Here is a 23814-nt window from a genome sequence, read left to right on the forward strand (position 1 = left end):
AATTGATATGGACAATCTTTTTACCCCAAGTGCCAAAAGCGTTTTGGCGTTAGCACAGGAACAAGCCAAGTATTTTAAGCATCAGGCTGTCGGCACGGAGCACTTACTTTTAGCACTCACGATCGAAAAAAACGGGATTGCCAACAAGGTGTTACAGCAGTTCTCAATCACCGAAGACGATGTGCGCGAAGAAATTGAACGTTTTACCGGTTACGGCACGTTAAACAACGTTGATAAGGATACGTACCTTCCTTATTCACCAAAGGCAAAAGACATGTTGTCTGTTGCCGGCGAAGAAGCTAAACGCCTTGGTGCTACTAAAATTGGTACCGAACACATCCTATTGGCGTTGCTCAGTGACGAAACAATTCTTTCCTCACGAATCTTGATGAATTTAAATATTGATTTGAGTCAGGCTCGTAAAGTTATTTTACGGAAGCTTGGCGTTAGTGAAAACCAGGACCGGCGGCGCGCAAACCAACGGTCAAGAAAAACCCCTGAAGGGACCCCAACGTTGGATTCGCTGGCTCGTGATTTGACTCAACTAGCTCGTGATAACCGGATGGATCCAACGGTCGGTCGGGACAAAGAAGTTAAACGGGTCATTCAAATTTTGAGCCGTCGAACGAAGAACAACCCGGTTTTGATTGGTGAACCTGGGGTTGGTAAAACGGCGATTGCTGAGGGGTTGGCCCAACGGATTGTTGCGGGCGACGTACCGGAAGATATGCAAAATAAACGGTTGATGGCTCTTGATATGGGGTCGTTAGTTGCAGGGACCAAGTACCGTGGTGAATTTGAAGATCGCCTTAAAAAAGTGATTGAAGAAATTTATAACGACGGCCAAGTTATTCTCTTCATTGATGAGCTCCACACTTTGATTGGTGCGGGTGGTGCTGAGGGGGCTATCGATGCCTCTAACATCTTGAAGCCTGCGCTGGCCCGTGGTGAACTGCAAACCATTGGGGCAACGACCTTAGATGAATATCAAAAATATATTGAATCAGACGCGGCGCTAGAACGACGTTTTGCGACGGTTCAGGTTAATGAACCAACTGAAGATGAAGCTAAACAAATCTTATTGGGGCTCCGTTCTCGCTATGAGGACCATCATCACGTGAACATTACCGACGAAGCGGTTGACGAAGCGGTCGAATTATCGTCTCGCTATATTTCAGATCGATTCTTGCCAGACAAAGCGATTGATTTGATGGATGAAGCATCTGCCAAGGTTCGAATTGATAAGATGGCAACGACGACAACGGTTTCAAGTGACGAAACGAAGCTGTCTGAACTATCAGACGAACGTGAGGCGGCCATCTTAGACCAGCGTTTCGAAGAAGCAGCTCGGCTTAGAAATGAAGAGCTTGCTTTGCGTGAAAAAATTGAAGCAAAGCCGGAGACCCCAACTGATCACAAATACCAGTTGGAAGTAACGGGTGAAGATGTGGCTGAGGTGGTTTCCGAATGGACAGGGGTACCAACGACTCAGCTTGAAAAGAGCGAACAAGATCGACTCATCAACTTGGAAAACGTCTTGCATAAGCGGGTCGTCGGGCAGAAAGAAGCCGTTTCTGCCGTTTCTCGGGCAATTCGGCGAGCACGAAGCGGGCTAAAGGACCCGAACCGGCCAATTGGTTCGTTTATGTTCCTTGGGCCGACTGGTGTTGGGAAAACCGAATTAGCAAAGGCCTTGGCTGAAGCGATGTTTGGCTCTGAAGACAACATGATTCGGGTGGATATGAGCGAATACATGGAGAAGTATTCCACGAGTCGGCTCATTGGGTCAGCACCCGGATACGTGGGCTATGACGAAGGTGGTCAACTGACTGAAAAGGTTCGGCAAAAACCGTATTCAGTGGTTCTTTTCGATGAAGTTGAAAAAGCACATCCCGACGTCTTTAATTTGTTATTGCAAGTTCTGGACGATGGATTCTTGACTGATTCAAAGGGCCGACGGGTTGATTTCCGAAACACCATTTTGATCATGACTTCCAACCTTGGCGCAACAACCCTTCGTGATGAAAAGACGGTTGGGTTTGGCGCAGAAGATAAGGCCGATGATTATGAAGCAATGGCTGACACAATCAGACAGTCGCTGAAGAATGCTTTCCGACCTGAATTCTTGAACCGAATTGACGAAGTCGTGATCTTCCATTCATTGAATAAGGAAGAACTTCACCAAATCGTGAAATTAATGGCGCGGACGCTGCTTCAGCGGATTGCAGACCAAGGCATTCAGGTCAAAATTACACCAGCAGCTATTGACGTAGTTGCAGGCGCTGGTTTTGATCCAGAATATGGGGCTCGGCCAATCCGGCGGGCGTTGCAAACTCAAATCGAGGATCGCTTTAGTGAAGACCTTCTTTCTGGGGCCATCAAGCCGGGCGATCAGGTTACGATTGGCGCCAATCGAGGTCAGATTCGAATAACGTCAAAACCTGGGGTTGCTGATTCACGTCAGGAGCCTGTGACGAGTAAGTAGTCCCATGAGAGTCGGTCATTGACCGGCTCTTTTTATTTGTTAGGCGCTAGCCGGTCAGTTGACTTTCATGTTAAACTATTGAGCGAAGCGTTAATCGACTTTGAAGAAGGAAGTTCGCCATGATAAATAATGGATCTAGATACGAGCAATCACATCGCGCCATTTTAGATGCAGCCCGTCAGCTTTTTTTGCGGCGGGGATTCAACGGAACATCAACCCGAGATATTGCTAAGGTCGCCAATATTACTCAACCGGCTCTGTATAGCCACTTTGCTGATAAGGAAGTGATCTTTATCGCGGTGATCTCTGAGGTTGGTGAAATGATTCGGGAAAAAATTAGCGCGCTCAACGCGTCCAGTACCCAGATGTCAACCAGCGCTCACCTTGAAGCCATCACCAACGTTTTAACGGAGGCGCATCCGCGAGATGTTTACACGGTGATTCATTCTAGCTTTGCTTATTTGAAGCCGGAAAACCAGCGCCAACTTGGGATTATCTTTGGCCGTGACTATTTGGCTCCGATTGAGGCGTTCTTTGCGGAGGATGCGGTTGAATTGCGAGGCCAACTGACTGCAAAACAAGCAGCAGAGTTTTATATGACAAGCTTGAGCCCTTTGTTTGGGTCGTTTCACCGGCTTGGTGGTGCTGAGATGACTCAGGAGGAAAATGTTCGGCTGTTGTTGGACCTTATTTTGCATGGGATAACGACGCCTGAATAGGGGAGAGTCGTCGCTCTTGACAAACAACTAAATATTGAGTACACTACTAAACAGTATGGAACTGCGAATTGAAATTGAGTGCTGCGATCTATTGTCCGTAGCACTCATCATAAAAAACCAAAAGTAAGAATTGTTTCTTATTTTTGGATTTTTTTTGCCAAAAATTCGGTTTTTTCATGGCTTTTCATGAAATGTAACACAACTGTAATATTTGGTTTCGATTCGCTGAATAATCTGGAGAGGTGAAGAACTTGGCAGGACATTTGGTTAATTATGGCAAGCACCGGACCCGACGAAGCTACGCACGAATTAAGGAAGTATTGGATCTCCCTAACTTGATTGAAATTCAAACTAATTCGTACAACTGGTTTCTCGATGAAGGGCTGCGCGAGATGTTCGATGACATTATGCCAATCGAAGATTTCCAAGGTAACCTTTCATTAGAGTTCGTTGATTATCAATTATTAGAACCAAAGTACACCGTTGATGAAGCACGTGAGCACGATGCAAACTACTCAGCACCATTGCACGTTACGTTACGGTTGACGAACCATGAGACGGGCGAAATTAAATCGCAAGACGTCTTCTTTGGTGACTTCCCGTTAATGACGGAGCAAGGCACTTTCATTATTAATGGTGCAGAGCGGGTTATTGTGTCTCAATTAGTCCGTTCCCCAGGCGTTTACTATAACGAAGAAACTGACAAGAATGGCCGCGAAGTATACGGCGCAACTGTCATTCCTAACCGTGGTGCATGGTTAGAGTTCGAAACCGATGCAAAGGGTCTCTCATATGTTCGAATTGACCGGACACGGAAGATTCCGATGTCCGAACTTGTTCGGGCACTGGGTTTTGGCTCTGATGACGAAATCATTAAAATGTTTGGCGACAACGATTCGTTGATGGCGACGCTTGAAAAGGATGTTCATAAGAACACCGAGGACTCACGTGTTGAGGAAGCGTTGAAAGATATCTACGAACGACTACGGCCAGGCGAACCTAAGACGGCTGACTCTTCACGGAGTCTGTTGACTGCGCGGTTCTTTGATCCGAAGCGTTACGACATGGCCCCCGTTGGTCGTTACAAGACAAACAAAAAGTTGCAACTTAAGAACCGGTTACTTGGCTTAACGTTGGCCGAAACGCTGGCTGACCCTGAAACTGGTGAAATCTTAGCCCAAAACGGGACTTTGATCGATAAGGATCTTTTGAAGACCTTAACACCTTACCTCGAACGGGATGATTTCAAGACGGTGACTTACACACCTTCTGACGAAGCTGTGGTCACGGAACCCGTTGTTCTGCAAACCATCATGGTCCAATCACCTGATGATCCAGAACGCGCATTACCGGTTATTGGTAATGGTCATATTGATCTGAAGTACAAGCACATTACCCCAGCTGATATTTTAGCTGCTGTTAACTACTTCTTTAACTTACAAGAAGGCATTGGTAGCACTGATGATATCGATCACTTGGGTAACCGTCGGATTCGTTCTGTTGGTGAATTATTGCAGAACCAATTCCGAATTGGCTTGTCACGGATGGAAAGAGTGGTTCGGGAACGGATGTCGATTCAAGACGCCGCAACTGTTACCCCACAACAGCTGATCAACATTCGGCCAGTTGTTGCTTCCATTAAAGAATTCTTCGGCTCATCACAACTGTCACAATTCATGGATCAAACCAATCCATTGGGTGAATTAACGCATAAGCGTCGTTTGTCAGCCCTTGGACCTGGTGGTTTGACTCGTGACCGTGCCGGTTATGAAGTCCGGGACGTCCACTATACTCATTATGGTCGGATGTGTCCGATTGAAACGCCTGAAGGGCCTAACATTGGGTTGATCAACAGTCTTTCTAGTTATGCTCGGATTAACAAGTACGGGTTTATTGAAACGCCGTACCGCCGGGTAAGCTGGGACACTCATAAGGTAACTGATAAGATTGACTACCTGACAGCAGACGAAGAAGATAACTACGTTGTGGCTCAAGCGAACTCGCCATTAAACGACGACGGTTCATTTGTCAACGACGTGGTTATGGCCCGTGCAAAGTCTGAAAACATTGAAACTAACATTGACAGTGTTGACTACATGGACGTTTCGCCTAAGCAAGTTGTTTCGGTTGCCACTGCCTGCATTCCTTTCTTGGAAAACGATGACAGTAACCGGGCCTTGATGGGGGCCAACATGATGCGTCAGGCCGTTCCGTTGCTTGATCCTCATTCACCATTAATCGGAACTGGGATTGAATACAAGGCGGCCCATGACTCAGGTGTTGCGTTGATTAGCAAGCATGAAGGTACTGTGGAATACGTCGATGCTCGTGAGATTAAAGTGCGTCGTGACGATGGTGCTTTAGACACTTACAAGTTGATGAAGTTCCAACGGTCTAACGGTGGTAAGAACTACAACCAACGGCCGATCGTTGAAGTAGGCGACCACGTTGACACTGACGAGGTGTTAGCTGATGGCCCATCAATGGAAAATGGAGAACTTGCCTTAGGGCAAAACCCATTGGTTGCCTTTATGACTTGGCAAGGTTACAACTTCGAAGATGCCATTGCGATTAACGAACGACTTGTAACGGATGACGTTTACACGTCAATTCACATCGAAGAATACGAATCAGAAGCTCGAGACACAAAGCTCGGACCTGAAGAAATGACGCGTGAGATCCCTAACGTCAGTGAAGATGCGCTTAAGAACCTCGACGAAGAGGGGATTATCCGAATCGGTGCTGAGGTGCATGACGGGGATATCTTGGTAGGTAAGGTAACGCCTAAGGGTGTTACGGAATTATCAGCTGAGGAACGGTTATTACACGCAATCTTCGGTGAAAAAGCTCGTGAAGTCCGTGATACCTCCCTTAAGGTACCTCATGGTGGCGGCGGGATCGTCCAAAATGTCCGAATCTTTACTCGTGAAAATGGTGATGAATTGTCGCCTGGTGTTAACATGATGGTTCGGGTCTATATCGCTCAGAAGCGTAAACTTCAAGTCGGTGACAAGATGGCCGGTCGTCATGGTAACAAGGGGACCGTCTCGGTCGTAATCCCACAAGAAGACATGCCTTACATGCCAGATGGGACGCCAATTGATATCATGTTGAGTCCAATGGGTGTGCCTTCCCGGATGAACATCGGGCAAGTGCTCGAAATTCACTTAGGAATGGCTGCTCGTAAGTTGGGCGTTCACATTGCAACGCCAGTCTTTGATGGTGCTCAGGATAAGGATATCTGGGACGCTGTTAAGGAAGCCGGAATGGCTGATGATGCCAAGACCGTCTTATACGATGGTCGGACTGGTGAGCCATTTGACAAGCGAGTTGCCGTCGGGGTCATGCACTACATGAAGTTAGCGCACATGGTTGACGACAAGATTCACGCCCGGTCAATCGGACCGTACTCACTTGTTACGCAACAACCACTTGGTGGGAAAGCGCAATTTGGTGGCCAACGGTTTGGTGAAATGGAAGTTTGGGCACTGGAAGCCTATGGTGCTGCTTACACGCTCCAAGAAATCCTTACTTACAAGTCTGATGACGTTGTCGGTCGGGTTAAGACTTATGAAGCCATTGTGAAGGGTGAACCAATTCCAAAGCCTGGTGTGCCGGAATCATTCCGCGTGCTGGTCAAAGAATTGCAGTCCCTTGGACTTGACATGAAGGTTCTTGGCAGTGACGAAAAAGAAATTGAACTCCGTGATATGGACGATGAAGACGACGATGTTGTCAACGTTGATGCCTTGAGTAAGTACGCTGAAACTCATCAGGATGAGCAGGCTGCAAAGCCCGCTACCGATGAAGGTCAAACGCCAGCAGCTGCTCAAACGGATGAAGCGAACACAAACGCTAAAGATTAAAAAGGGAGGTCAGTCCTTTGGTCGATGTCAATAAATTCGAGAGTATGCAGATTGGACTTGCATCTCCTGATAAAATTCGGAGTTGGTCATACGGTGAAGTTAAAAAGCCGGAAACGATCAACTACCGGACGTTAAAACCAGAAAAGGATGGGTTGTTTGATGAACGAATCTTCGGCCCAACCAAAGACTGGGAATGTGCCTGTGGTAAGTACAAGCGAATCCGCTATAAAGGCGTCGTTTGTGATCGTTGTGGGGTTGAAGTGACACGTTCTAAAGTTCGTCGTGAACGGATGGGCCATATTGAACTTGCCGCACCAGTGACTCACATCTGGTACTTTAAAGGGATTCCTAGTCGGATGGGTCTTGTCTTAGACATGAGCCCTCGGGCATTAGAAGAAGTCATCTACTTTGCTTCATACGTTGTGATCGAACCTGGTAACACACCGCTTGAAAAGAAGCAGTTGCTTTCTGAACGTGAATACCGTGAAAAGAAGGAAGAGTACGGCAACGCCTTCACAGCTGAGATGGGTGCTGAAGCCATCAAAAAGTTGTTGCGAGGGGTCGAACTCGAAAAAGAAGTGACGGAATTAAAAGAAGAACTGCGTGACGCAACCGGTCAAAAACGGACCCGTGCTGTTCGCCGTTTGGATATTTTGGAAGCCTTCGTCACATCTGGTAACGAACCAGAATGGATGGTTATGGACACTATTCCAGTTATTCCGCCTGACTTACGTCCAATGGTTCAATTGGAAGGCGGCCGGTTTGCCACTTCCGATTTGAACGATTTGTACCGTCGTGTTATTAACCGGAATAACCGTCTTAAGCGCCTGCTAGATTTGCATGCGCCTGGCATTATCGTTCAAAACGAAAAGCGGATGTTACAAGAAGCCGTTGATGCTTTGATTGATAACGGCCGTCGTGGCCGTCCGGTTGCTGGTCCAGGTAACCGACCACTGAAATCTCTTTCTCACATGCTGAAAGGGAAGCAAGGTCGGTTCCGTCAAAACTTGCTTGGTAAGCGGGTTGACTACTCTGGCCGTTCAGTTATCGATGTTGGACCAAACTTGAAGATGAACCAAATGGGACTTCCTGTGCCAATGGCAATGGAACTGTTCAAACCGTTTATCATGAAGGAATTGGTCAGTCGCGGTTTGGCATCAAACATCAAGAACGCTAAGCGCAAGATCGATCGGCAAGACGATGACGTCTTTGATGTTTTGGAAGATGTTATTAAGGAACACCCAGTTCTACTGAACCGGGCCCCTACGTTGCACCGTTTAGGAATTCAAGCTTTCGAACCAACGTTGGTTAGTGGGAAGGCAATGCGGTTACACCCGCTAGCCTGTGAAGCTTACAACGCCGATTTCGATGGTGACCAAATGGCCATCCACGTGCCGCTATCTGATGAAGCTCAGGCTGAAGCACGTTTGCTGATGCTGGCAGCTCACCATATTCTGGCACCTAAGGACGGAAAGCCGGTGGTCACGCCATCTCAAGATATGGTTATTGGTAACTACTACCTCACCATGGAAGAGGCTGGCCGTGAAGGCGAAGGCATGATTTTTAAAGACATGAACGAAGCAATGTTAGCCTATCGTAACGGACTTGTGCACTGGCACACCCGAGTTGGACTACAGGCTTCTTCATTACCAGAAAAGCCATTCACTGACGAACAACGGAGTAAAATCCTTGTGACCAGCGTTGGGAAGATTGTCTTTAACAACATCTTGCCAGGTTCATTCCCTTACTTGAACGAACCAACCAATACAAACTTAAATGGTTATGTGCCAGACAAGTACTTTTTGGATAAGGGTGAAGATATTAACGCTTACCTCCAAAATGCTGAATTGGTGCTACCATTTAAGAAGGGCTTTTTGAGTGATATCATTGCCGAAGTTTACAAGCAGTACAAAGTGACGGCAACGTCGTTACTGTTGGACCGCATGAAAGACCTTGGTTATGATGAATCAACACGATCTGGTTTAACGGTCGGAATTGTTGATATTACTGAAGTTCCTGAAAAGCCAGAAATTATTGAAGAAGCTCACAAGCAAGTTAACACGGTGACAAAACAGTTCCGGCGTGGTTTGATTACTGATCATGAACGTTACGAACGGGTTATTGGAATCTGGAACGACGCGAAAGACGAGTTGCAAGATAAGTTGATCCATAACTTCGATTCTCAAAACCCAATCTTTATGATGAGTGATTCTGGTGCGCGTGGTAACATTTCAAACTTTACTCAGCTTGCTGGGATGCGTGGTTTGATGGCTGCGCCTAACGGTGAAATTATGGAATTGCCAATCACGGCTAACTTCCGTGAAGGCCTTTCTGTTTTGGAAATGTTTATCTCGACCCACGGGGCCCGTAAAGGGATGACCGATACGGCCTTGAAGACTGCCAACTCAGGTTACCTGACTCGGCGGCTTGTCGATGTTGCCCAAGACGTTATTGTGCGTGAAGAGGACTGTGGAACTGACCGCGGTTTGACCATTAGTGCAATTACTGAAGGAAACGAAATGATTGAACCATTGTACGATCGAATTCTTGGTCGGTACACAATGAAGTCAGTCAAGAATCCTAAGACTGATGATTTGATCATTGGCGCTAACAAGATGATCGACGAAAGCATCGCACAACAAATTGTTGATGCAGGTGTTGAAACAGTTACGATTCGGTCGGTCTTCACTTGTAATACTGCCCACGGTGTCTGTGAACGCTGCTATGGCCGGAACATGGCGACTGGTGATCAAGTTGAAGTCGGTGAAGCAGTTGGGACTGTTGCCGCTCAATCAATCGGTGAACCAGGGACGCAATTAACCATGCGGAACTTCCATACCGGTGGTGTGGCAGGGAACGAAGATATCACTCAAGGGTTACCTCGTGTTCAAGAAATCTTTGAATCTCGGAACCCTAAAGGTAAAGCTGAGATTAGTGAAGTGACTGGGACGGTTGAATCAATCGAAGAAAACCCAGCTGAACGGACGAAGGAAATCACCATCAAAGGTGAGGCTGATACCCGTTCATACACATTACCGATTACAGCACGTTTGAAGGTCACTGAAGGCGACTTTATCCGTCGTGGGGCAGCGTTGAACGAAGGGTCAGTTGATCCTAAGGAATTAATCCGTGTTCGTGACGTTCTGTCAACGGAAAACTATCTCCTTCATGAAGTTCAAAAGACTTACCGGATGCAAGGTGTGGCTATCTTGGATAAGCACGTTGAAATCATGGTTCGTCAGATGCTTCGTAAAGTTCGGATTATGGATCCAGGTGACACTGATGTATTGCCAGGGACCTTGTTGGACATTGCCGACTTTAAGCAACACAACTACAAGACGTTGATTGCTGGTGGTAATCCAGCCACCGCTCGGCCAGTCATTCTTGGAATTACTAAAGCTGCCCTTGAAACGAACAGTTTCTTGTCAGCCGCATCATTCCAAGAAACAACTCGGGTCTTAACGGATGCAGCTATTCGTGGTAAGAACGATCCGTTGATCGGTCTGAAAGAAAACGTTATTATCGGTAAGATCATTCCAGCGGGTACTGGGATGCCTGACTACCGGAAGATTAAGCCAAAGGAACAAGGCAGTTCTTCAACAGATGGCGTCTACTCGATTAACGAGTTGGAACGTCGGATGAAGGAAGAAGAAGCTAAGTAAACTTTCGGTTTTAAAAAGCCAACCTCAAATTTGGGGTTGGCTTTTTTAGTTAATATAGAGGATCAGGAGATAGGCGACTGTCAGGTGTGGCAAAAAGGGAACGCCGTTTCGTTGGTGGGTTAGACAGCTGAGCAAAGCTGAAATGCTGGCGATGAGAAATAACCATGTGGCTGTGATTGGCGAAAAAAGGACTAGTACAAGACACGCGACATCGAGATCAGCCAAGCCGACGCCTGGAAATTCAATTGTCACGATTTGGAGGGCGGCCCATACGAAAACAACGAGAAGGGTCCAAAGAGTTGGTGGCGTAAAGAAGACACGGGTTATCAAGGCGAAGACAAAGGCTGCGATTAGCCAAAGTTGAGAGAGGTTAGTCGTTGTTTGGTCACGATTCGCCAGTAAAATCAATCCAAGGCCCAGGAGGCTCTGTAAGGTTGACGGCCCAGTGGGAGTCCACTGCAATAGACAAAGTCCGCCGAACAATTCACTGAAAAGGGTGGTGTGCGGGATTGAGACCCGGCAGTAACGACAGCGTCCGCGCAAACTAAGATATGAAATGATGGGCACTAGCTCATACCACTTTAGTGGTTCGCGACATTGATCGCAGCGCGACCGTGGGGTTATCCAGGATTGATGAGCTAATTGCCGCTGGTTAACGACTTGAAGAAAGGATCCAATGACGGTACCAATGCAAAACTGAACGATAATCATGATCGACCTCCTGTTTTTGATACCTACGCAGATTGAACTGATTTGTAACTCACCGTTGACATTGTTTTACTAGGCGTGGTATCCTTTTAAAGGTGCTTTTTGTAGACCGGTTTCTGCGTTTGCAGACATGCTGACGGAAAGCAGTAGCACAGGATCCCATTCTGGGGCGATTTTTTTGCTCAAAAAAGAACCGCCTGGATGTGTGGACTTAAAATCATACAATGACAAGGAAGGAGGACTCTTAGATGCCTACAATCAACCAATTGGTTCGTAAAGGTCGTAAATCTAGAAGTTCTAAATCAAATGCCCCAGCTCTTGGCTTCGGGTATAACAGTTACAAAAAGAAGCAAGTCGCTAACGCTGCGCCTCAAAAGCGTGGGGTTGCTACCCGTGTTGGGACGATGACACCGAAGAAGCCTAACTCTGCTTTGCGGAAATATGCCCGTGTTCGTTTGTCAAACCTTATTGAAGTGACTGCTTACATTCCAGGTATCGGTCACAACCTTCAAGAACATAGTGTTGTTTTAATCCGTGGTGGTCGTGTGAAAGACTTGCCTGGGGTTCGTTATCACGTTATCCGTGGTGCTTTGGATACCGCCGGTGTTGAAGACCGTCGTCAAAGCCGTTCTAAGTACGGGACAAAGAAGCCTAAGGCCTAAATCGAAATAAAACAGCTAAGTTCAACAAGGAGGGTATTATAGAATGCCAAGAAAAGGAAACGTCCAAAAGCGTGAAGTCCTCCCTGATCCAATCTATAACTCAAAGATGGTCACTCGTTTGATCAACCGTTTGATGTTAGATGGTAAGCGGGGCACTGCATCACAAATTTTATACGGTGCATTTGAATTAATTAAGTCAGAAACTGGGAACGATCCAGTTGAAGTATTTGATGAAGCAATGAAGAACGTTATGCCAGTTCTTGAAGTTAAGGCTCGTCGGGTTGGTGGGTCAAACTACCAAGTGCCGATCGAAGTTCGTCCAGAACGCCGGTCAACTTTGGGTCTTCGTTGGATCGTCCAATACGCGCGTTCACGTGGTGAACACACGATGACTGAACGGTTAGCACGCGAAATCATGGATGCTGCTAACAACACTGGTGCATCAGTTAAAAAGCGTGAAGACACGCATAAAATGGCTGACGCAAACCGGGCATTTGCACATTACCGCTGGTAAGAGTGCTGTTCGGTTCCTATCAGCTGCCTAGCTTTATGAGTTAGAAACAGCGATAGGAGGGGGTGGCTACGGCCGCCCCTATTTGTAGGTGATTAAACTGAGAGGAGTTACAGACTAAACATGGCTAATACTCGAGCTTTTCCACTAGAAAAGACGCGTAACATCGGGATCATGGCTCATATCGATGCTGGTAAGACCACAACGACTGAACGGATCCTGTATTACACTGGTAAAATCCATAAAATTGGTGAAACTCATGATGGAGCTTCACAAATGGACTGGATGGAACAAGAACAAGAACGTGGGATTACCATCACTTCAGCTGCTACGACCGCTGAATGGAAAGGCCACCGAATTAACATCATTGATACCCCAGGACACGTGGACTTCACAATCGAAGTTGAACGGTCATTGCGGGTGCTTGATGGTGCCGTTGCGGTGTTGGATGCCCAAGCTGGTGTTGAACCCCAAACTGAAACGGTTTGGCGTCAAGCATCTGACTACAATGTTCCCCGTATCGTTTTTGCCAACAAGATGGACAAGTTGGGGGCCGACTTTGATGCTTCTGTGGAATCATTGAAGGACCGTCTCCAAGCCAATGCCTTGGCTATCCAAATGCCAATCGGTGCCGAAGACGACTTCGAAGGGATTATCGACTTGATTGAAATGAAGGCCGATATTTATGACGAAGACGAATTGGGAACTGAATGGGACGTTGTTGACGTGCCAGAAGCATACCGGGAAGAAGCCCAAAAGCGCCGTGATGCTATGATTGAACAAATCGCTGACGTTGATGACAGCATCATGGAAAAGTACCTTGACGGTGAAGAAATTCCGATCCCTGAAATCAAGGCTGCTATCCGTAAGGCAACCTTGAACCTTGAAATGTTCCCAGTTTTGGCTGGTTCAGCTTTCAAGAACAAAGGTGTTCAAATGATGCTTGATGCGGTTGTTGATTTCTTGCCTTCACCACTTGACGTGAAGCCATACCCAGCAACTGATCCTGATACTGGCGAACAAGTTGACTTAATTGCCAACGACGATGCACCTTTCGCTGCATTGGCATTTAAGATTGCTACTGACCCATTCGTTGGTCGTTTGACGTTTATCCGGGTATACCAAGGAACCTTGGAATCAGGTTCATACGTCTTAAACGCCACTAAGGATAAGCGTGAACGGGTTGGTCGTTTGCTGCAAATGCACTCGAATTCTCGTCAAGAAATTCCAGAAGTCTTTTCAGGTGACATCGCAGCCACTATCGGCTTAAAGAACACCGTTACTGGTGACTCTTTAACCGACGTTGACCACCCACTTCACTTGGAATCAATGGAATTCCCAGACCCAGTTATTCAGGTTGCGGTTGAACCTAAGACTAAGGCTGACCAAGACAAGATGAATAATGCTTTGCAAAAGCTCTCTGAAGAAGATCCATCGTTCCGTGCAGAAACTAACCCTGAAACCGGTGAAACTTTGATTGCCGGAATGGGTGAATTGCACTTGGATATCATCATTGACCGGATGAAGCGTGAATTCAAGGTTGAAGCAACTGTTGGTGCACCTCAAGTTGCCTACCGTGAAGCATTTACCAAGGCTACTAAGGCACAAGGTAAGTTTGTTCGTCAATCAGGTGGTAAAGGGCAATACGGTGATGTTTGGATCGAATTCGAACCAAACGAAGAAGGCAAGGGCTTCGAATTCGAAGATGCCATTGTCGGTGGTGTTGTTCCTCGTGAATACATTCCATCAGTTGAACAAGGTTTGAAGGAATCAATGGAAAATGGTGTTCTTGCCGGTTACCCATTGATTGACGTTAAGGCCAAGTTGTACGATGGTAGTTATCACGAAGTCGATTCTAGTGAAGCTGCCTTCAAGGTTGCCGCTTCAATCGCCTTACGGAACGCCGCTAAGTCTGCTGGACCAGTTATCCTAGAACCAATCATGAAAGTCGACATTGTTGTTCCTGAAGAATACATGGGCGATATCATGGGTCAAGTAACTGCTCGTCGTGGCCGAGTTGATGGTATGGAAGCACGTGGGAATGCTCAATTGATTCACTCGTTTGTTCCATTGTCAGAAATGTTTGGTTACGCAACGACATTGCGTTCAGCCTCACAGGGTCGTGGGACGTTTACGATGGTCTTTGACCACTACGAACCAGTTCCAAAGTCGATCCAAGAAGAAATTATTAAGAAGAATGGTGGCACACCAGTTTCTGAATAATTTTTAAATGATCGCCTACATCGTCGAGATGTGGGCGATTTTTTGATCCTTTAAAAAAATAACGATAAACCCTTGTCAGATGGGCATTTATTTAGTATTATAGATAGGTGCTGAATTTCAGGGGCAGTCTGTGCCCTTGTGGCAGTGCTAATAGAGCGATGATGTGGAAGGTTGCGACACACCCGGCCGCTTTGCCACGAGGGGTGGCGGTAATTTCCACGGAGTTAGTCTAATTTTGAAAATAGACGTAAGGAGGGAATCCAATGGCAAAACAAAAAATTCGTATCCGTTTGAAGGCTTATGAACACCGCATTTTAGACCAATCTGCTGACAAGATTGTCGAAACTGCTAAGCGTACGGGCGCTGAAATCTCAGGTCCTATTCCGTTACCAACGGAACGGACTGTGTACACGGTGCTTCGTTCACCACATAAGTTCAAGAAGTCGCGTGAGCAATTTGAAATGCGTACGCACAAACGGTTAATCGATATTGTTAACCCAACGCCAAAGACAGTTGACTCATTGATGAAGTTAGACTTGCCTTCAGGTGTAGATATCGAAATCAAGCTTTAATTTTAACTATTTTAAACAATACAACATATCGGAGGTGTACTCATGACCAGAAAAGGAATCTTAGGTAAAAAAGTCGGTATGACGCAAGTCTTTACTGATAACGGGGAATTGATCCCAGTTACTGTTGTTGAAACCACGCCTAACGTTGTTTTACAAGTGAAAACACTGGAAAACGACGGTTACGAAGCCATTCAATTGGGTTACGACGACAAGCGCGACGTTTTGAGCAACAAACCAGAAAAAGGTCATGTAGCAAAAGCAAATACGACTCCTAAGCGCTTCATTCATGAAATCAAAGATGTTGAGCTGGGAGATTACAAGGTAGCAGACGAAATCAAGGCGGACATCTTTGAAGCCGGTGAGTACGTTGACGTCACTGGTACTACAAAGGGTCATGGTTACCAAGGTAACATCCATAAAGACGGCCAAAGCCGGGGCCCTGAAACCCACGGTTCTCGTTACCACCGTCGTCCAGGTTCTTTAGGGGCCGTTATCAACCGTGTGTTCAAAGGTAAGAAATTGCCAGGTCGCATGGGTAACAAGACGGTTACTATTCAGAACTTGCAAATTGTTCGTGCCGATGTCGACAACAATGTGTTGTTGATCAAGGGGAATGTCCCAGGCGCAAACAAATCATTCATCGAAGTTAAGAGCGCGGTTCGCGCACCAAAGAAATAGGAAAGGAGGAAACGTAGATGACTAGTGTAACTTTATTTAAACAAGACGGCAGTCAAAATGGTGACGTTACTTTAAACGATGCCATTTTCGCCGTTGAACCAAACGATAACGTTGTGTTTGACACTGTTTTGATGCAACGCGCTTCACTTCGCCAAGGAACTCATGCGGTCAAGAACCGTAGTGCTGTTCGTGGTGGTGGTAAGAAGCCATGGCGTCAAAAGGGTACTGGTCGTGCCCGTGCTGGTTCGACTCGTTCACCAATCTGGGTTGGTGGTGGTACCGTCTTCGGTCCTACACCTCGTTCATATGCTTATCACTTACCAAAGAAAGTGACTCGGTTGGCTTTGAAGTCGGTCTTATCACAAAAGGTACTTGATAACGCCTTAGTTGTTGTTGATGCTTTAAGTTTTGACGCACCTAAGACCAAGGCATTTGCCCAAACCCTTGCTGGTTTGAACGTTTCTGAAAAAACATTAGTGGTTCTTGAGGAAGACAACGAAAATGCCGCATTAGCAGCTCGTAACCTTGACAACGTTAAGGTAATTGATGCTAAAGGGATTAACGTGCTTGACGTGATTAACAGCAAGAAGCTGGTTATGACGCAAACTGCTCTTTCTCAAATTGAGGAGGTGCTCGCATAATGGAAGCACGCGATATTATTTTACGTCCGGTCATTACTGAAGCATCAACTGATTTGCTTGATGACAAGCGTTATACATTTGATGTTGACGTTCGGGCAACTAAAACACAAGTTAAAAAAGCAATTGAAGAAATCTTCAACGTTAAGGTTGTTAAAGTTAACATCATGAACGTTAAAGGTAAGAAGAAGCGTCAAGGTCGTTTCGTTGGGTTTACCAAGAAGCGTCGGAAGGCCATTGTGTCCTTGTCTGCTGATTCAGAAGAAATCAAATTATTCGGTGAAGAATAATTAATCTATCGTAATAGGAGGGAATTCACTTGGCGATTAAGACATATAAACCAACCAGCAATGGTCGGCGTAATATGACTAGCCTTGTCTACAGTGATGTTATCACGAAGACAACGCCCGAAAAGTCATTGTTAGAATCAAAGAGTCACACTGCCGGTCGTAACAACTACGGTCATAAGACTGTTCGTCACCGCGGCGGTGGGAACAAGAACCAATACCGGATTATCGACTTCAAGCGTAATAAGGACAACGTTCCTGCTACGGTTAAAGCTATCGAATACGATCCAAACCGGACCGCAAACATTGCTTTGTTGGTCTACAAAGATGGTATTAAGGCCTACATCTTAGCTCCTAAGGGGTTAAAGGTTGGCGATAAGGTTCAATCAGGAACTGAAGCTGATATTAAGGTCGGTAATGCATTGCCATTACAAAATATCCCAGTCGGAACAACCATCCACAATATTGAATTGAAGCCTGGTCACGGTGGCCAATTGGTCCGTTCAGCCGGTACTTCAGCGCAATTACTTGGTAAGGAAGGCAAGTACGTGTTAATTCGCTTGGCTTCTGGTGAAGTTCGTCGGGTTTTAGCTGTCAACCGTGCCACTATTGGAACTGTTGGTAACGAAGAACACGAACTGGTTAACGTCGGTAAAGCTGGTCGTAACCGTTGGATCGGCAAGCGTCCTCAATCTCGTGGGTCTGTTATGAACCCTAACGATCACCCTCATGGTGGTGGTGAAGGTAAAGCACCTATTGGTCGTCCATCACCATTATCTCCATGGGGTAAGAAGACTGCCGGTAAGAAGACTCGTTCGAAGAAGGCACAAACCGAGAAATTTATTGTTCGTCACCGTAAGGGTAAATAATAAATTAACTTAATTGTATTTAATCTCGCTTGTAAGGAGGGACATCTAAATGGGTCGTAGTTTAAAAAAGGGACCATTCGCCGATGAGCATTTATTGAAGAAGATCGATGCCCAAAAAGATTCAGACAAAAAGTCTGTTATCAAAACTTGGTCACGTCGTTCAACCATCTTCCCTAGCTTTATTGGCTACACCATTGCGGTTTATGATGGTCGCAAGAACGTTCCAGTATTCATTCAAGAAGACATGGTTGGTCACAAATTAGGTGAATTCGTACCAACTCGTACTTTCCGTGGCCACGGCGGCGACGATAAGAAGACACGAGCATAATAAGGAGGATATCAAATGGCTGAACAAGTGACATCAGCAAAGGCAACTGCGAGAACTGTTCGTATTGCCGCACGTAAGGTCCGCCTTGTTGTTGATCTTATCAGAGGCAAAAGTGTGGCAGAAGCGATTGCTATTTTGAAGTTTACCCCTCGCGGTGCTTCACCAGTCGTTGAAAAAGTTCTAATGTCTGCAGTTGCTAACGCAGAAAACAATTTTGATTTAGACCGTACTGACTTGGTTGTCAGCGAAGTTTTTGTTAACGAAGGACCAACGCTTAAGCGGTTCCGTCCCCGTGCAAAAGGTTCTGCTTCACCAATCAACAAACGGACTAGTCACATTACAGTAGTTGTATCAGATAAAGAGGAGGGGTAAAGCGTGGGTCAAAAGATTAATCCAACCGGATTACGTGTCGGTATTATTCGCGACTGGGAAGCAAAATGGTATGCTGAAAAAGATTTTGCTGCCTACTTAGGCGAAGACCTTAAAATCCGGAAATATATCGCAAAGCGCCTTGCAGATGCCTCAGTGTCAACAGTTGAAATTGAACGTGCCGCTAACCGCGTCAACATCTCAATTCATACTGCTAAGCCTGGTATGGTTATCGGTAAGGGTGGGTCAGAAGTTGAAAATCTCCGTAAGGAATTGAACAACTTAACTGGCAAACGAGTACACATCAACATCATCGAAATCAAGAAGCCTGATTTGGATGCTAAGTTGGTCGGCGAAAACATCGCTCGTCAACTTGAAGGTCGGGTCGCATTCCGTCGTGCAATGCGTGGTGCAATGCAACGGACAATGCGGTCTGGTGCAAAGGGTATTAAAACCCAGGTTGCCGGTCGTTTAAACGGGGCTGACATGTCGCGGGTAGAATCTTACTCAGACGGAACAGTGCCGTTGCACACATTACGTGCAGATATCGACTATGCATGGGTAGAAGCCCACACAACATACGGTTCATTAGGTGTTAAGACTTGGATCTACCGTGGCGAAATTTTGCCAGCAAAGCCTAACGAACAAAACTCTAACGAACAAGGAGGGAAATAAGCATGCTAGTACCTAAGCGGGTTAAGTTCCGTCGTGAGCACCGTGGTAAGTTACGCGGTGAAGCAAAAGGCGGCAAATCAGTTGCTTTCGGCGAATACGGTTTGCAAGCATTAGATTCAAGCTGGATTAGCAACCGTCAAATCGAAGCAGCTCGTATTGCTATGACGCGTTACATGAAGCGTGGTGGTAAAGTTTGGATCAAGATTTTCCCTCACAAATCCTACACTGAAAAAGGTGTTGGTGTTCGGATGGGTAATGGTAAGGGTGCCCCTGCAGGTTGGGTTGCACCAGTTAAGCGCGGCAAGGTTATGTTCGAAGTTGGCGGCGTTTCTGAAGAAGTCGCTCGCGAAGCCCTGCGGTTAGCTGCTATGAAGCTTCCGGTTCGGACTAAGACCGTAACACGCGAGGAAGTAGGTGGCGAATCAAATGAAGGCTAAAGAAATTAAAGAATTAACCACTGCTGAAATGCTTGAAAAAGAAAAGAGTTACAAAGATGAATTGTTCAACCTCCGTTTCCAATTGGCTACTGGTCAATTAGAAAACACTGCTCGTTTGAAGCAAGTGCGTAAGAACATTGCGCGGATCAAGACAGTTCTCCACGAACAAGAATTAAACAAGTAAGAATACGATAAAGGAGGAACCTATTAATGGCTGAAGAACGTAATGCTCGTAAGACTTACCGTGGTCGTGTCGTATCTGACAAGATGGACAAGACGATTACTGTTGCGGTTGAAACTTACAAGAACCACCCAGTATACGGCAAGCGGATCAAGTACACGAAGAAATACAAAGCTCGTGATGAGAACAACGAAGCTAAAATGGGCGACCTTGTAGAAATCATGGAGACCCGGCCGTTGTCTAAGACCGTTCGTTTCCGGTTACTTCAAGTTGTCGAAAAGTCAGTTATCATCTAATTTATCGTATTCAATTTACTTAATTGTGAAAGGAGGACACTTACGGTGATCCAACAAGAATCTCGTTTAAAAGTCGCTGATAACTCTGGTGCCCGCGAAATCTTAACTATTAAAGTGTTGGGCGGTTCAAAGCGTCGCTATGCAGGTATTGGTGACGTGATTGTCGCTACTGTCAAACAAGCAACACCAGGTGGCGTTGTCAAAAAGGGTGACGTCGTTAAGGCAGTTATCGTCCGCACCACTTCACGTGTACGTCGGGCAGACGGCTCATACATTAAGTTTGACGAAAACGCTGCAGTTTTAATCCGTGATGACAAGAGTCCACAAGGTACTCGTATTTTCGGACCGGTTGCGCGTGAATTACGTGACAATGACTACATGAAGATCGTTTCATTAGCACCAGAAGTGCTGTAATCGTTTCGAAAATAAGGAGGTGCCAAACAGGATGAACATCAAAACTGGTGATAAAGTTCGTGTAATCGCTGGTAAGGACAAAGGTAAAGAGGGGACTGTCACTAAGACAATCGCCGCTAAGGACCGCGTCGTTATCGAAGGCGTCAACATGATCAAGAAGGCCCAAAAAGCCTCTCAATCAAATCCTCAAGGCGGTATCGTTGAAGTTGAAGCGCCAATCCACGTTTCTAACGTAATGTTGATTGACCCTTCATCAAACCAACCAACCCGTGTTGGTTACCGCGTTGAAAATGAGAAGAAGGTTCGCTACGCTAAAAAGTCTGGCGAAACCATCGACAAATAATGCCGAAAGGAGGCAACATTAACTAATGACGAGTCGTTTACAAGAAAAATATACAAAAGAAATCGTGCCATCAATGATCGAAAAGTTCAGTTACTCTTCAATCATGCAAGCACCTAAGCTTGAAAAGATTGTTTTGAACATGGGTGTTGGTGATGCCGTTGCAAACGCCAAGAACTTAGATGAAGCCGTTGAAGAATTGACCTTGATTGCTGGGCAAAAGCCATTGATTACCAAGGCCAAAAAGTCAATCGCCGGTTTCCGTTTACGTGAAGGTAACGCGATTGGTGCCAAAGTCACTTTACGTGGCCAACGCATGTACGAATTTCTTGACAAGCTGATCAACGTTTCATTGCCTCGAGTTCGTGACTTCCATGGTGTTAGTTCACGGGCTTTTGACGGTCGTGGGAACTACACATTGGGTGTACGTGAACAATTGATTTTCCCAGAAATTGATTACGATAACGTTAACCGCGTTCGTGGTTTGGATATCGTTATCGTCACTACCGCTGAATCAGATGAAGAATCTCGCGAGTTGTTAACACAACTTGGCATGCCATTTACTAAGTAATCAAGGAGGTTATATTGTGGCTAAAAAATCATTAGTTGTAAAGAGTCAACGACCAGCTAAGTACTCAACGCAAAACTACACGCGTTGCGAGCGTTGTGGACGTCCACACTCAGTTTATCAAAAATTCCACTTATGCCGACTTTGCTTACGGGAACTTGCTCACAAGGGCCAAATTCCTGGCATGAAAAAAGCCAGCTGGTAAAAATAACACTCAAAAGGAGGATAAACGTTAATGTCCATGACTGACCCAATTGCAGACTTCTTAACTCGGATTCGTAATGCCAACATGGTATACCACGAATCATTAGAAGTTCCTGCCTCAAAAATCAAACGTGACATTGCTGAAATTTTAAAGCGTGAAGGCTTTATTCGCGATGTTGAATACATCGATGATGATAAGCAAGGTATCATCCGCGTATTTCTTAAGTACGGTCGCGATAAGCAACGCGTTATTTCAGGTTTGAAGCGTATTTCAAAACCTGGTTTGCGGACTTATGTCAAATCAGATTCAGTACCGAAAGTGCTTAACGGTTTAGGTATCGCAATCATCTCAACATCAGAAGGTGTTGTCACTGATAAAGAAGCACGCGCTAAAAAAATTGGCGGCGAAGTTCTCGCCTACGTATGGTAATTTAAAAAACTGCAAGGAGGTGCCTACTAAATGAGTCGTATTGGTTATAAAACTGTAACTATTCCTGAAGGCGTTGACGTTAAACGCGATGGTGATGAGGTTACTGTAAAAGGCCCGAAGGGGACAATTACTCGTACTTTTTCATCAATCATCACGATGAACGTTGCCGACGGTGAAGTTAACTTTGATCGTCCAGACGATAACAACAAGACCCGTGCCATCCACGGAACAACTCGTGCTAACTTCAACAACATGGTTGAAGGGGTAACGAATGGTTTCGCTAAGACACTTAAGCTTGTCGGTGTTGGGTACCGTGCTCAATTGAAAGGTAAAACCTTGACGTTGAGTGTTGGTTACTCAAACCCCGTTGAAATGGAAGTTCCTGAAGCATTAACGCTTGAAGTTCCTGACAACAACACCATCAAGATCAGCGGCATTAGCAAGCAAGAAGTCGGTGACTTCGCAGCTGAAATCCGTGCCGTTCGCTCACCAGAACCTTACAAGGGTAAAGGTATTCGTTACGAAGACGAACACATCAGCCTTAAGGAAGGTAAGACTGGTAAGTAACATTAGATTCATCATTAATTTAAAGAGGTGACTATTTTGATTTCGAAACCAGATAAAAACAAGACACGTCAAAAGCGTCATATGCGTGTCCGGAACAAGATTTCTGGTACTGCAGAGCGCCCACGCTTAAATGTATTCCGTTCTAACAAAAACATCTACGCTCAAGTAATTGATGACGTAGCGGGTGTGACGCTGGTCAGTGCCTCGACATTAGATAGTGAAGTAAAGGGTGCAAACAAGACTGAACAAGCACAAGCTGTCGGTAAGTTAATTGCAACCCGTGCTAACGACAAGAAAATCTCAGATGTTGTTTTTGATCGTGGTGGCTACCTTTACCACGGCCGGGTTCAAGCTTTAGCTGAAGCAGCCCGCGAAAACGGCTTGAAATTCTAAGAAAGGGAGGAATAACCACTAATGGCAAAGTTTATCGATCCTGAAAAGTTGGACCTTGAAGATAACGTTGTTGCAATCAACCGTATTACCAAAGTCGTTAAGGGTGGTCGTCGGCTTCGTTTCGCAGCATTAGTTGTTGTGGGCGATCATCACGGTCACGTTGGTTTTGGTACTGGTAAAGCTCAAGAAGTTCCAGAAGCAATTCGTAAAGCTGTTGAAGCTGCTCGTAAGAACTTGATTGAAATCCCAATCGTTGGTACGACGATTCCTCATGAAATCATCGGAACTTACGATGGTGGTCGGATTCTTTTGAAGCCAGCCGCTGAAGGTTCTGGAGTTGCTGCCGGTGGCGCTGTTCGTGCCGTCATGGAATTGGCCGGTGTCGACGATGTTACCAGTAAACGATTAGGTTCAGATACCCCAATCAACGCAATCCGTGCTACTTTTGAAGGTCTTAAAGCCTTGAAGCGTGCCGAAGAAGTCGCTGATTTACGTGGTGTTTCAGTTCAACACTTAGCTGAATAGGAGGAAGATCAACATGGCTCAATTAAAGGTTACTTTGGTTCGAAGTGCTGCTCACCGTCTTCCTAAACAACGTAAGATCGTTGAAGCTTTAGGTTTGAAGAAAGTTAACAGTTTTAACGTTCTTCCGGACAATGAAGCAACTCGTGGCGCCTTGTTCCAAGTCGCTCACTTAATCAAAGTTGAAGAAGTTAAATAATCATATTTAAA

28 protein-coding genes are annotated in these 23814 nt (G+C 45.8%); 27 read left to right on the forward strand and 1 reads right to left on the reverse strand.

The window, feature by feature from the left end:
* The first annotated feature begins 7 nt into the window (after positions 1-7).
* The 4 genes from FC96_RS03965 to rpoC all read left to right on the forward strand — a co-directional run bounded on the left by FC96_RS03965 (position 8) and on the right by rpoC (position 10732).
* Entirely contained in the window at positions 8-2485 is a 2478-nt protein-coding gene (locus tag FC96_RS03965) for an ATP-dependent Clp protease ATP-binding subunit (RefSeq protein ID WP_056942086.1), read from the forward strand.
* A gap of 119 nt (positions 2486-2604) precedes the next feature.
* Entirely contained in the window at positions 2605-3204 is a 600-nt protein-coding gene (locus FC96_RS03970; protein ID WP_056942087.1) for a TetR/AcrR family transcriptional regulator, read from the forward strand.
* A 251-nt stretch (positions 3205-3455) separates the two neighbouring features.
* Entirely contained in the window at positions 3456-7070 is a 3615-nt protein-coding gene (gene rpoB, locus FC96_RS03975) for a DNA-directed RNA polymerase subunit beta (protein WP_056942088.1), read from the forward strand.
* A gap of 17 nt (positions 7071-7087) precedes the next feature.
* Positions 7088-10732 (forward strand): DNA-directed RNA polymerase subunit beta', encoded by a 3645-nt coding sequence (rpoC, locus tag FC96_RS03980; RefSeq protein ID WP_056942089.1) that lies wholly within the window; start codon positions 7088-7090, stop codon positions 10730-10732.
* A 45-nt stretch (positions 10733-10777) separates the two neighbouring features.
* On the opposite strand, the gene FC96_RS03985 is transcribed toward rpoC, so the two are convergent.
* Complete coding sequence (locus FC96_RS03985) at positions 10778-11443, reverse strand: A24 family peptidase (protein WP_056942090.1); 666 nt, start codon at positions 11441-11443, stop codon at positions 10778-10780.
* Between the two features lie 245 nt (positions 11444-11688).
* Between FC96_RS03985 and rpsL the strand changes: the two genes are divergently transcribed.
* The 23 genes from rpsL to rpmD all read left to right on the forward strand — a co-directional run bounded on the left by rpsL (position 11689) and on the right by rpmD (position 23803).
* Entirely contained in the window at positions 11689-12102 is a 414-nt protein-coding gene (rpsL, locus tag FC96_RS03990) for a 30S ribosomal protein S12 (RefSeq protein ID WP_056942091.1), read from the forward strand.
* Between the two features lie 43 nt (positions 12103-12145).
* Positions 12146-12616: a 30S ribosomal protein S7 gene (rpsG, locus tag FC96_RS03995; protein ID WP_054659408.1), complete on the forward strand. Its 471-nt coding sequence runs from the start codon at positions 12146-12148 to the stop codon at positions 12614-12616.
* A gap of 120 nt (positions 12617-12736) precedes the next feature.
* A complete protein-coding gene (gene fusA / locus FC96_RS04000; protein WP_056942092.1) occupies positions 12737-14836 on the forward strand; it encodes an elongation factor G in 2100 nt (699 codons plus the stop codon).
* A 263-nt stretch (positions 14837-15099) separates the two neighbouring features.
* Positions 15100-15408: a 30S ribosomal protein S10 gene (rpsJ, locus tag FC96_RS04005; RefSeq protein ID WP_056942093.1), complete on the forward strand. Its 309-nt coding sequence runs from the start codon at positions 15100-15102 to the stop codon at positions 15406-15408.
* 42 nt (positions 15409-15450) lie between these two features.
* Complete coding sequence (gene rplC, locus FC96_RS04010; RefSeq protein ID WP_056942094.1) at positions 15451-16086, forward strand: 50S ribosomal protein L3; 636 nt, start codon at positions 15451-15453, stop codon at positions 16084-16086.
* Positions 16087-16103: 17 nt separating this feature from the next.
* Positions 16104-16727: a 50S ribosomal protein L4 gene (rplD, locus tag FC96_RS04015; RefSeq protein ID WP_054659414.1), complete on the forward strand. Its 624-nt coding sequence runs from the start codon at positions 16104-16106 to the stop codon at positions 16725-16727.
* Positions 16727-17014 (forward strand): 50S ribosomal protein L23, encoded by a 288-nt coding sequence (gene rplW / locus FC96_RS04020; protein ID WP_056942095.1) that lies wholly within the window; start codon positions 16727-16729, stop codon positions 17012-17014. The genes rplD and rplW overlap by 1 nt, the downstream gene beginning before the upstream one ends.
* A 29-nt stretch (positions 17015-17043) precedes the next feature.
* Positions 17044-17880 carry a 50S ribosomal protein L2 gene (gene rplB, locus FC96_RS04025; protein ID WP_054659416.1) on the forward strand — a complete coding sequence of 279 codons (837 nt, stop codon included), beginning with the start codon at positions 17044-17046 and terminating at the stop codon, positions 17878-17880.
* Between the two features lie 49 nt (positions 17881-17929).
* Entirely contained in the window at positions 17930-18208 is a 279-nt protein-coding gene (gene rpsS, locus FC96_RS04030) for a 30S ribosomal protein S19 (RefSeq protein WP_056942096.1), read from the forward strand.
* 15 nt (positions 18209-18223) lie between these two features.
* On the forward strand, positions 18224-18580 hold the full coding sequence (rplV, locus tag FC96_RS04035; protein WP_054659420.1) for a 50S ribosomal protein L22: 357 nt from the start codon (positions 18224-18226) through the stop codon (positions 18578-18580).
* Between the two features lie 3 nt (positions 18581-18583).
* On the forward strand, positions 18584-19252 hold the full coding sequence (gene rpsC / locus FC96_RS04040; RefSeq protein ID WP_056942097.1) for a 30S ribosomal protein S3: 669 nt from the start codon (positions 18584-18586) through the stop codon (positions 19250-19252).
* A 2-nt stretch (positions 19253-19254) separates the two neighbouring features.
* Complete coding sequence (gene rplP, locus FC96_RS04045; RefSeq protein WP_054659424.1) at positions 19255-19689, forward strand: 50S ribosomal protein L16; 435 nt, start codon at positions 19255-19257, stop codon at positions 19687-19689.
* Positions 19679-19873, forward strand: a complete 195-nt coding sequence (gene rpmC, locus FC96_RS04050) for a 50S ribosomal protein L29 (RefSeq protein WP_054659426.1) — start codon at positions 19679-19681, stop codon at positions 19871-19873. The genes rplP and rpmC overlap by 11 nt, the downstream gene beginning before the upstream one ends.
* A 26-nt stretch (positions 19874-19899) precedes the next feature.
* Positions 19900-20166, forward strand: coding sequence for a 30S ribosomal protein S17 (gene rpsQ, locus FC96_RS04055; RefSeq protein ID WP_054659428.1), 267 nt, complete (start codon positions 19900-19902; stop codon positions 20164-20166).
* A 45-nt stretch (positions 20167-20211) separates the two neighbouring features.
* The gene (gene rplN / locus FC96_RS04060; protein WP_054659430.1) at positions 20212-20580 is read left to right on the forward strand and encodes a 50S ribosomal protein L14; all 369 of its coding nucleotides are present in this window, start codon (positions 20212-20214) and stop codon (positions 20578-20580) included.
* A gap of 31 nt (positions 20581-20611) precedes the next feature.
* Complete coding sequence (gene rplX / locus FC96_RS04065) at positions 20612-20923, forward strand: 50S ribosomal protein L24 (protein ID WP_054659432.1); 312 nt, start codon at positions 20612-20614, stop codon at positions 20921-20923.
* Between the two features lie 25 nt (positions 20924-20948).
* Positions 20949-21491 carry a 50S ribosomal protein L5 gene (gene rplE / locus FC96_RS04070; RefSeq protein WP_054659434.1) on the forward strand — a complete coding sequence of 181 codons (543 nt, stop codon included), beginning with the start codon at positions 20949-20951 and terminating at the stop codon, positions 21489-21491.
* Between the two features lie 16 nt (positions 21492-21507).
* Complete coding sequence (locus FC96_RS12690) at positions 21508-21693, forward strand: type Z 30S ribosomal protein S14 (RefSeq protein ID WP_082593255.1); 186 nt, start codon at positions 21508-21510, stop codon at positions 21691-21693.
* 30 nt (positions 21694-21723) lie between these two features.
* Positions 21724-22122 (forward strand): 30S ribosomal protein S8, encoded by a 399-nt coding sequence (rpsH, locus tag FC96_RS04075; RefSeq protein WP_054659436.1) that lies wholly within the window; start codon positions 21724-21726, stop codon positions 22120-22122.
* Between the two features lie 30 nt (positions 22123-22152).
* On the forward strand, positions 22153-22689 hold the full coding sequence (gene rplF, locus FC96_RS04080; protein WP_056942098.1) for a 50S ribosomal protein L6: 537 nt from the start codon (positions 22153-22155) through the stop codon (positions 22687-22689).
* Positions 22690-22716: 27 nt separating this feature from the next.
* A complete protein-coding gene (rplR, locus tag FC96_RS04085) occupies positions 22717-23082 on the forward strand; it encodes a 50S ribosomal protein L18 (RefSeq protein ID WP_054659440.1) in 366 nt (121 codons plus the stop codon).
* A gap of 21 nt (positions 23083-23103) precedes the next feature.
* Entirely contained in the window at positions 23104-23607 is a 504-nt protein-coding gene (rpsE, locus tag FC96_RS04090) for a 30S ribosomal protein S5 (protein ID WP_054659442.1), read from the forward strand.
* A gap of 13 nt (positions 23608-23620) precedes the next feature.
* Positions 23621-23803 carry a 50S ribosomal protein L30 gene (rpmD, locus tag FC96_RS04095; RefSeq protein WP_054659444.1) on the forward strand — a complete coding sequence of 61 codons (183 nt, stop codon included), beginning with the start codon at positions 23621-23623 and terminating at the stop codon, positions 23801-23803.
* Positions 23804-23814 lie beyond the last annotated feature (11 nt).

Origin of the sequence: Secundilactobacillus kimchicus JCM 15530 (assembly GCF_001433995.1) — a bacterium.
Lineage (GTDB): Bacteria > Bacillota > Bacilli > Lactobacillales > Lactobacillaceae > Secundilactobacillus > Secundilactobacillus kimchicus.